The following is an 8,019-nucleotide window of genomic DNA, read 5'->3' on the forward strand; positions in this document are numbered from 1 at the left end:
GTGCGGGTCACCCAGCATGGCCACCGCCTCGGGCGCGCGCAGCAGCAGGTCGGGGGCGAGCCGGCCGGCCGACAGCACCCGGGCCAGCTGCTCGGCGGCGGCGCTCTCGTCCCGCAGCAGCCGCAGGTACCAGGGGGTGCGGCCGAGTCCGTCGGAGACCTGGCGGAAGTTGAGCAGCCCGGCGTCCGGGTCGGCCGAGTCGGCGAACCAGCCGAGCAGCACCGGCAGCAGGGTGCGCTGGATCGCGGCCTTGCGGCTCACCCCGGAGGCGAGCGCGCTGATGTGCCGCAGCGCGGCGGCCGGGTCCGCGTAGCCGAGCGCCTCCAGCCGGGCCCTGGCCGCGTCGGGGGTCAACCCGGTGGCGCCCGGCGGCAGTTCGGCGACGGCGTCGAGCAGCGGCCGGTAGAACAGCTTCTCGTGCAGCCGCCGGACCTCCATCGCGTGCCGCTTCCACTCGCGGTGCAGCGCGGCCACCGGGTCGGCCCGGGTGTCGTCGTTGATCAGGGCGGCCAGTGAGCGGGCAAGACGGCGCTGGTCCTCCGCCCCGGTGGGCATCAGGTGGGTACGGCGCAGCCGGTACAGCTGGATGCGGTGCTCCAGCGAGCGCAGGAAGCGGTACGCGGCATCCAGCGAGGCGGCGTCGGCCCGGCCCACGTAGCCGCCCCTGGAGAGCGCGGCCAGTGCCTCCAGGGTGTTGCCGCTGCGCAGGGCCGGGTCGGTGCGGCCGTGCACCAGCTGGAGCAGCTGGACGGAGAACTCGACGTCGCGCAGCCCGCCGGGGCCGAGCTTGAGCTGGCGGTCCAGTTCGGTGACCGGGATGGAGTCGATCACCCGGCGGCGCATCTGCTGCACGTCGGCGACGAAGTTCTCCCGGGTGGCGGCCTGCCAGACCATCGGGGCGAGCGCCTCGACGTACGCGGCGCCGAGTTCCGCGTCCCCGGCGACCGGGCGGGCCTTGAGCAGCGCCTGGAACTCCCAGGTCTTGGCCCAGCGCTGGTAGTAGGCGAGGTGGCTGGCCAGGGTGCGTACCAGCGGGCCGTTGCGGCCCTCGGGGCGCAGGTTGGCGTCCACCGGCCAGATGGTGCCCTCGCCGGTGGTGTCCGCGCACAGCCGGGTGAGGGCGGCGGCCAGCCGGGTGGCGGCCCCGATCGCCTCCTGCTCGTCCACGCCCTCGCGCGGCTCGGCGACGAAGACGACGTCCACGTCCGAGACGTAGTTGAGTTCGCGGCCGCCGCACTTGCCCATCCCGATCACCGCGAGCCGGCAGGCCGCAGCGGCCTCCGGGTCCTGTTCGGCGGCGAGGTCCAGGGCGGTGCCGAGGGTGGCGCCGGCCAGGTCGGCGAGTTCGGCGGCGGTCTGCGCGAGGTCGGTGGTGCCGGTGAGGTCGCGGGCGGCGATGGCGAGCAGGCAGCGGCGGTAGGCGACGCGCAGCGCGTCCGCCGGGCCGCGGTCGCCGGTGCGGACGCCCTCGGCGAGGGTCCGGCGGAAGTCCTCGGGGCCGGGGTGCATGTCGCGCAGTTCGAAGGTGACCAGCACGTGCCAGTCGTGCGGGTGCCTGGCCAGGTGGTCGCCGAGCGCGGTGGAGACGCCGAGCACGCCGAGCAGCCGGTCGCGCAGCGGCTTGGAGGTGGTGAGGGTGTCGCGCAGGGTGTGCCGGTCGGCCTCGTCCGCGGCCTCCAGCAGCCGGGCCAGGCCGAGCAGCGCGAGGTCGGGGTCGGCGGTGGCGCCGAGCGCGTCCAGCAGCAGGGGATCGTCGCCCAGGCCCTCGAACCCGGGGCCCTCCAGCAGCCGCACCGCCCGCGCCGGGTCGCCGAACCCGCGCCGGACCAGCCGGTTCTCCGGCCTGCTGACCCTGCTCCCGGCCCGCTGCTCCTCCACCGCCATCGGCCCCTCCATCCGTCCGCCCCAGCAGGTTACGCGCCCCTGCGGCCCGCCGCCGGACGCGGCCGCCCTGCCGCACCTGCGGCTGGTCACGGCGGCGGTCGCGGACTGGGTGCCGGAGCGGTCCTACGACCTGATCACCTGTGTGCACGGGCTGCACTACCTCGGGGACCAGCTCGGCGTGATCGCCCGTGCCGCCTCCTGGCTGACCCCTGAGGGCCGGTTCGCCGCGCACTTCGACCCGGAGTCGGTGCGCCGGCCGGACGGCTCCGGTGCGGCCCGCGCGGTGGTGGCGGCGCTGCGGGCGGCCGGGTTCGAGTACCGGGCGCGGCGGCACCTGCTGATCCTGGACGGCGGACGACCGGTCGCACTGCCCTTCGAGTACGTCGGAGCCGACCCGGCGGCCGGGCCGAACTACACGGGGCAGCCGGCGGTCGGGTCGTACTACCGGTAGACGGCGTGCGCGCCGGGGTGCGAGGGCTTTCCGGGGGCTCGCCGGGGTCTCGCCGGGGCCTTCCGGGAGTTGGTTGAACGTTGAACTCAACGTCCGAATACCGCCGGAGGTTTGAAACGCCTCAGACCAGGATCGAGTCATGTCCGAGATCGGAACGAGGAGTTCTGGAGATATGACGATGAACGGTGCGGCAGTGCGCGACGGCTTCGAGGGCGTCGGCGGCCTGGACGGCAAGGTGGCCCTGGTGACCGGCGGCAGCCGGGGGATCGGGGCGGCGGTCGCCCTGCGGCTTGCCGAGGACGGCGCCGACGTGGTGGTGACCTACCAGGGCGGTGCGGAGCGGGCCGAGGAGGTCGCCGCGAAGATCACCGCGATGGGGCGGAAGGGCTGGGCCGTACAGGCGGACAGCGCCGACCCGCAGGCGGTGCGGGCCGCGGTCGAGGCCGTCGTCGAGCGGTTCGGGAAGCTGGACGTCCTGGTGAACAACGCGGGCGTCGGCGCTGTCGGCCCGATCGGCGACTACCCGCTGGAGGAGGTCGACCGGGTGCTGGAGGTGAACGTCCGGGCGCCCTTCTTGTACGCCCAGGCGGCCTCCGTCCACCTGGCGGAGGGCGGGCGGATCGTCAACGTCGGCAGCTGCATCGCCCAGCGCGTCGCCTTCCCCGGCGCCACCCTGTACGCGACCAGCAAGGCCGCGCTGATCGGCCTGACCAAGGCGCTGGCCAGGGAACTCGGGCCGCGCGGGATCACCGCCAACCTGGTCCACCCGGGGCCGATCGACACCGACATGAACCCGGCCGACGGCAGCTCGGCGGAGTTCCAGAGCGGGCTCACCGCGCTCGGCCGCTACGGCACCGGCGCGGAGGTCGCGGCCGCCGTCGCCTACCTGGCGGGTGCGGACGGCCGGTACGTGACCGGCGCCGAGCTGGCGGTGGACGGCGGCTTCGCCGCCTGACGGCCGGTGGCGGTGGGCCCGGTGTCGTGCCGGGCGGTGGTGGGCGCCCGCGCTTACGATCGCCCGGCACGACCCGTGCCCCCGCGCCGGGACCCAGGACCGAGAGGTGTGCCATGACCACAGCGGACGACCCGATCGAGCTGCTCGCCCGGGCCCTCGCCCAGACCGCCGGGCTGATCGACGGCACCGGCGTCGAACTGGCGGGCCACCCGACGCCCTGCCGCTCCTGGGACGTCGGCGACCTGGTCAGCCACCTCCTGCACGACCTGCGGCAGTTCACCGTACGGGCGGAGGGCGGGCAGCCGGACTGGTCGCAGCCCTTCGAACGGGTCGAGGAGGACTGGCTGCACGCCTTCGAGGCCGGAGCGGAGGGACTGGTCGGCGCCTGGCGCGCGGCCGGCGACCTCTCGGGAACCCTGGCGGTCCCCGGCGGCGGCAGCCTGCCGGCCCGTTTCCCCGTGGACCAGCAGATCGCCGAATTCGCCGTCCACGGCTGGGACCTGGCCCACGCCACCGGCCAGTCCACCGAGGGCCTGGACCACGAGGTCGCGCTCGCCGCCCTCGCCTGGGCGGCCGGCGCGCTCAAGCCCGAGTACCGCGGCGCGGAGGAGGAGCAGCACGCCTTCGGCCCCGCCGTCACCGTCCCCGAGGACGCCCCGGCGTACGACCGGCTCGCCGCCTTCTTCGGCCGCGACCCGCAGGCCGGCCCGGCGAGCCGGCGGGCTACGGGCTAGCCGGCTACGGGCGGCTCCAGCGGAACTCGATCTCGGGGTGGCGCGGTGACGGGCCGTCGAGGAGCGGGGCGGGGCGGTCGCGCAGGAAGCGGTCGGCGAAGGCCCGGACGTAGGTGCGGGTGAGCGCGGTGGCGCGGGCCGGGGCGATGGTGCCGAGGAGGGAGGCGTAGGCGTCGGCGGGGAGGTGGTCGGCGAGGTGGCCGGGGGCGGCGGTGTGCGGCAGGTCGGTGAAGCTGAGGTGGCCCGCGCCGAGGGTGCGCAGCTGGCGGCCCCAGGCGTGGTGGTGCTCGCGCCAGCGCTGCCAGGTGTCGTGGTCGTCGATCGAGGTGAGCAGCAGGAACGGCCGGTCCAGGCCGAGTTCGGGGACGGGGGAGCCGAACAGGCCGCCGTCGAGGTCGAGGCCGATCCGCAGGCGCGGGTCCTGGCGCAGCGCCTCGGCGGCCGCGGCGCCCCCCATGGAGTGGCCGAGCACGCCGATCCGGTCCGCGTCGACCCGGAACGGCAGCCGGCCGCCGGTCAGTTCGCCGGTGACGAAGCGCAGGTCGCCGACCCGTGCGGCGATCTCCTTCCGTTCGGCGGCGTCCCAGTCCGGCGGGTCCTCCGGCAGGACGCTGCGCACCAGCCGGCCGTCCGGGAACTCGACGGCGGCGGCGTCGTAGGTGTGGTCGACGGACGCGACGAGGTAGCCGTGCGCGGCCAACTCCTCGGCCAGCGCCGTGCAGTTGCTGCGACCGCCCCTGCGGCCGTGCCCGAGCAGCAGCAGGGGGAGCGGGCCCGGGTGGACGGGTGCGCCGGTGTGGGCGGTGGGGCGGACCCGGGCGAGGGTGCCGGGGTCCAGCGGCAGGTCCTGCTCGATCGCGGCCGCGACCCGGGGGGTGATGTACGGCGCGCGGGGCCGGCCGGCGGTGCCGCGCGCCGGGTACCAAAGCTGCACCATCAGTTCGCGCGGTGCCGGGACGGGCGCGAACGGGTCGGGGCGGTCGCGGTCGACCAGGTGCAGGGTCGTGGTGCCGACCGGGCGCCCGACGGTGGGTGCGGGCAGGTCGATGGTGCGCGGCGGGGCGGCGTGGACGGGACCGGCGGGCAGCAGGGCGGCGGCCCCGCCCAGGCCCGCGAGGGCGAGCAGTGAACGGCGCCTGATCATGCGTCATCCTCGCGCGGCTCGGCGACTGGGGTCCGGTCAGCCTAGGTGGTCCGGACCGGTGTGGCCAGGGTGTGGAGCGACGGAGTGGGGCCGGGCCCGGTCAGTGCGCCCGCCGGGCGGCGGCCTGCTTGATCGCCTCGCGGATGCGCGGGTAGCTGCCGCAGCGGCAGATGTTCTGGATCTGGTCGATGTCCGCGTCGGTCGGGTTCGGGGTGCGGCGCAGCAGGGCGACGGCGGTCATGATCTGGCCCGGCTGGCAGAAGCCGCACTGGGCGACGTCGCAGGAGAGCCAGGCCTCCTGGACCGGGTGCAGGACCTCGCCGTCGGCCAGGCCCTCGATGGTGGTGACGGTGCGGCCCGCGCAGTCCTTGACGGACCGGGTGCAGGGCTGGAACTCCTGACCGTCCAGGTGGCTGGTGCAGGCGCGGCAGACGCCCACCCCGCAGCCGTACTTGGGGCCGGTGACACCGAGCTTGTCGCGCAGCACCCAGAGCAGCGGCATGTCGTCCGGGGCCTCGACGGTGACGGGCTGCCCGTTGAGGACGAAGGTGTGGCTCGGCATGGGGAGTCGGGATTCCTCGGCTGGTGGTCGGAAGGCGGTCGGGAGTCGGAAGACGATGGGGACGGAAGGCGATCGGACGGTCAGAAGTTGATGGGGAAGGAGCGCGGGCTGGTCCCGGTCGCGCGGGCGTAGGCGTTGGCGACGGCGGCGGAGGCGGCCGGGACGCCGAGTTCGCCGGCGCCGCCCGGCGGTCCGCTCGGCGGCATCAGGTGGATCTCCACCACCGGCGGGGTGTGCCGCTGCCGGGCGTAGTGGAAGTCGCCGTAACTCCCTTCCCGGAAGGCGCCGTTGTCGAGGTGGTTGCCGGCCTGGAGGATCACCGAGATGCCGTCGACCAGGGCGCCGGTCAGCTGGGCCTCCAGGCCCTTGGGGTTGATCACCCGGCCGACGTCGGCGACGATGACGGCCTTGGTGACCCGGGGGTTGGCCCGGTCGGTGGCGTCGAGTTCGACCAGGTAGGCGGCGGTGGAGCTGTTCTCGTCGTGGTAGCCGATGCCCTGGGCCCGGCCGGGGGGCATCGGGCGGCCCCAGTCGCCCCTCCTGGCGAGTTCGTCGAGCACGGCCCGCCCGGCGGCGCTGCGCAGCCGGGCGCGGCGGAAGGCCAGTTCGTCCTGGCCCATCCGGCGGGCGACCTCGTCCACCATGATCTCGTCGGAGACCCGGACGGTGCCCGAGTAGACCGAGCGCCAGCTGCCGGTGTGCAGATCCAGCGGCAGCTCGGCGAGCAACTGGGTGGGCACGCCGACGTCGTACGGGATCCGCTCGGTGAGCAGGAAGAACAGTTCGGAGGCGGTGAGCCCGGCCAGCGGGAGGTTGTAGCCGGCCGCGGTGAGCATGTCGCCGAGGCCGTGTCCGAGGTCGGTCCTGACACTGGCCACGTGGTGCTCCCAGCTGAACACCCGGCCGAGGCCGTAGGTGGCCCGGACCAGGTGGTGGCTGGCCGGGCGCATCCGGCCGTGGCGCATGTCGTCGTTGCGGGTCCACATCAGCTTGACCGGGCGGCCCGCGGCCTTGGAGACCTGGGCGGCCTCCAGGGCGGCGTCGAAGAACAGCCGGCGGCCGAACGAGCCGCCGCCGCGCACCACGTGGACGGTGACGGCCTCCTCCGGCAGTCCGAGTTCGGCGGCGATGGTCCCCTGGGCGAGGATCGGGCTCTGCGAGGCGAACCACAGCTCGGCGCGGTTCGGCCGGACGTCGGCGACGGCGGTGAGCACCTCCATCGGGGCGTGGTTGACGAAGGCGAAGTCGAACTCCCCTTCCACGCGGTGGGAGAGCAGCGGTGGCGGCGGGGACGGCAGGTGGGCGGCGCGCAGCCGGGACCGTACGTCGGCGTCGGACAGGCCCGCGACCGGGCCCGGGTTCCAGGTGGTGCGCAGCGCGTCGCGGCCCTTGAGCGCCTGGTCGAACGTCTCGGCGAGGACGGCGACGCCGGTGGGGATCCGCACCACGCCGAGCACTCCGGGCATGGCGCGGGCGACGGAGGCGTCCAGTGACTTGAGGGTGCCGTTGACGGTGGGCGGTCGGGCGACCACGGTGGGCACGGCGCCCGGGATCCGGAGGTCCCCGGCGTACGTGGCGCGGCCGGTGACGATGTCGCGGGCGTCGATCCGGCCGGTCGGCCTGCCCACCAGGCGCAGCTGCTCGGGGGACTTGGGGAAGGAGGGGACGGCTGGTGTGGTGACGCCGGCCGCCCGGGTGGCGAGGCCGCCGTAGCCGAGCCGGCGGCCGTCGGGGGCGAGGACGGCGGAGTCGGCGGTGCGCAGGGTGGTCGCGGGAACGTTCCAGTCGCCGAGCCGGCGGCCGTCGGGGGCGAGGACGGCGGAGTCGGCGGTGCGCAGGGTGGTCGCGGGAACGTTCCAGCGCTCGGCGGCGGCGGTCACCAGCCGGGCCCGGGCGGCGGCGGCCGCGGCGCGCACCGGGTCGTACAGCGCGCGGATCGAGGTGGAGCCGCCGGTCAGCTGGTTGAAGCAGAGTTCGGGGCGGGAGTCGGAGAGCGGGACGTCGACGTCGGAGAGCCGGGCGTCCAGCTCCTCGGCGACGATCATGGCGATCGCGGTGGTGAGTCCCTGGCCGACCTCCAGCCGGGGCAGGTGCAGCACGGCGCGTCCGGCGGTGGTGACTTCGAGGACCAGCAGGTGGGAGGTGGGCAGCCCGGCGATGATCATCGCGTCGCCGAGGTCGACGATGTCCGGGATGCCGGGCAGGCCGATCAGCTGCTGGGGGAGGGCGGTCTCGCGGGCCGGTGCGGCGGCCCGGGCGGGGGACGGCACGGTCGCCCCGGCCGGGGTC

7 protein-coding genes are annotated in these 8,019 nt (G+C 75.3%); 3 read left to right on the top strand and 4 right to left on the bottom strand.

Translation table 11 applies throughout. The features are described 5' to 3' along the window. Positions 1-1,884: bifunctional [glutamine synthetase] adenylyltransferase/[glutamine synthetase]-adenylyl-L-tyrosine phosphorylase (locus BU198_RS29315; protein WP_188299871.1), on the bottom strand; the 1,884-nt coding region annotated here is incomplete at its 3' end. Between the two features lie 109 nt (positions 1,885-1,993). Here BU198_RS29315 and BU198_RS29320 point away from each other — a divergent pair. The 3 genes from BU198_RS29320 (at position 1,994) to BU198_RS29330 (ending at position 4,024) form a co-directional block, all read left to right on the top strand. Further along, entirely contained in the window at positions 1,994-2,335 is a 342-nt protein-coding gene (locus BU198_RS29320) for a hypothetical protein (protein WP_188299872.1), read from the top strand. Positions 2,336-2,507: 172 nt separating this feature from the next. Beyond that, positions 2,508-3,290 carry an SDR family NAD(P)-dependent oxidoreductase gene (locus tag BU198_RS29325; protein WP_223245099.1) on the top strand — a complete coding sequence of 261 codons (783 nt, stop codon included), beginning with the start codon at positions 2,508-2,510 and terminating at the stop codon, positions 3,288-3,290. A 113-nt stretch (positions 3,291-3,403) separates the two neighbouring features. Further along, positions 3,404-4,024: a TIGR03086 family metal-binding protein gene (locus BU198_RS29330; protein WP_188299873.1), complete on the top strand. Its 621-nt coding sequence runs from the start codon at positions 3,404-3,406 to the stop codon at positions 4,022-4,024. 4 nt (positions 4,025-4,028) lie between these two features. On the opposite strand, the gene BU198_RS29335 is transcribed toward BU198_RS29330, so the two are convergent. From BU198_RS29335 to BU198_RS29345, 3 genes are all read right to left on the bottom strand, one after another. After that, complete coding sequence (locus tag BU198_RS29335) at positions 4,029-5,168, bottom strand: alpha/beta hydrolase (RefSeq protein ID WP_188299874.1); 1,140 nt, start codon at positions 5,166-5,168, stop codon at positions 4,029-4,031. A gap of 100 nt (positions 5,169-5,268) precedes the next feature. Then, the gene (locus tag BU198_RS29340) at positions 5,269-5,730 is read right to left on the bottom strand and encodes a (2Fe-2S)-binding protein (protein WP_188299875.1); all 462 of its coding nucleotides are present in this window, start codon (positions 5,728-5,730) and stop codon (positions 5,269-5,271) included. Between the two features lie 80 nt (positions 5,731-5,810). After that, positions 5,811-8,019, bottom strand: a 2,209-nt coding sequence (locus tag BU198_RS29345) for a xanthine dehydrogenase family protein molybdopterin-binding subunit (protein ID WP_188299876.1), incomplete at its 5' end; no start/stop codon positions are given.

The organism is Streptomyces sp. CBMA156, assembly GCF_014596515.1.
Classification (GTDB): Bacteria; Actinomycetota; Actinomycetes; order Streptomycetales; family Streptomycetaceae; genus Kitasatospora.

Excerpts from the sequence above, each read along its gene's own strand:
- BU198_RS29325 (WP_223245099.1), top strand. The coding sequence starts at position 2,508 with ATGACGATGAACGGTGCGGCAGTGCGCGACGGCTTCGAGGGCGTCGGC.
- BU198_RS29330 (WP_188299873.1), top strand. The coding sequence starts at position 3,404 with ATGACCACAGCGGACGACCCGATCGAGCTGCTCGCCCGGGCCCTCGCC.
- BU198_RS29335 (WP_188299874.1), bottom strand. The coding sequence starts at position 5,168 with ATGATCAGGCGCCGTTCACTGCTCGCCCTCGCGGGCCTGGGCGGGGCC.
- BU198_RS29340 (WP_188299875.1), bottom strand. The coding sequence starts at position 5,730 with ATGCCGAGCCACACCTTCGTCCTCAACGGGCAGCCCGTCACCGTCGAG.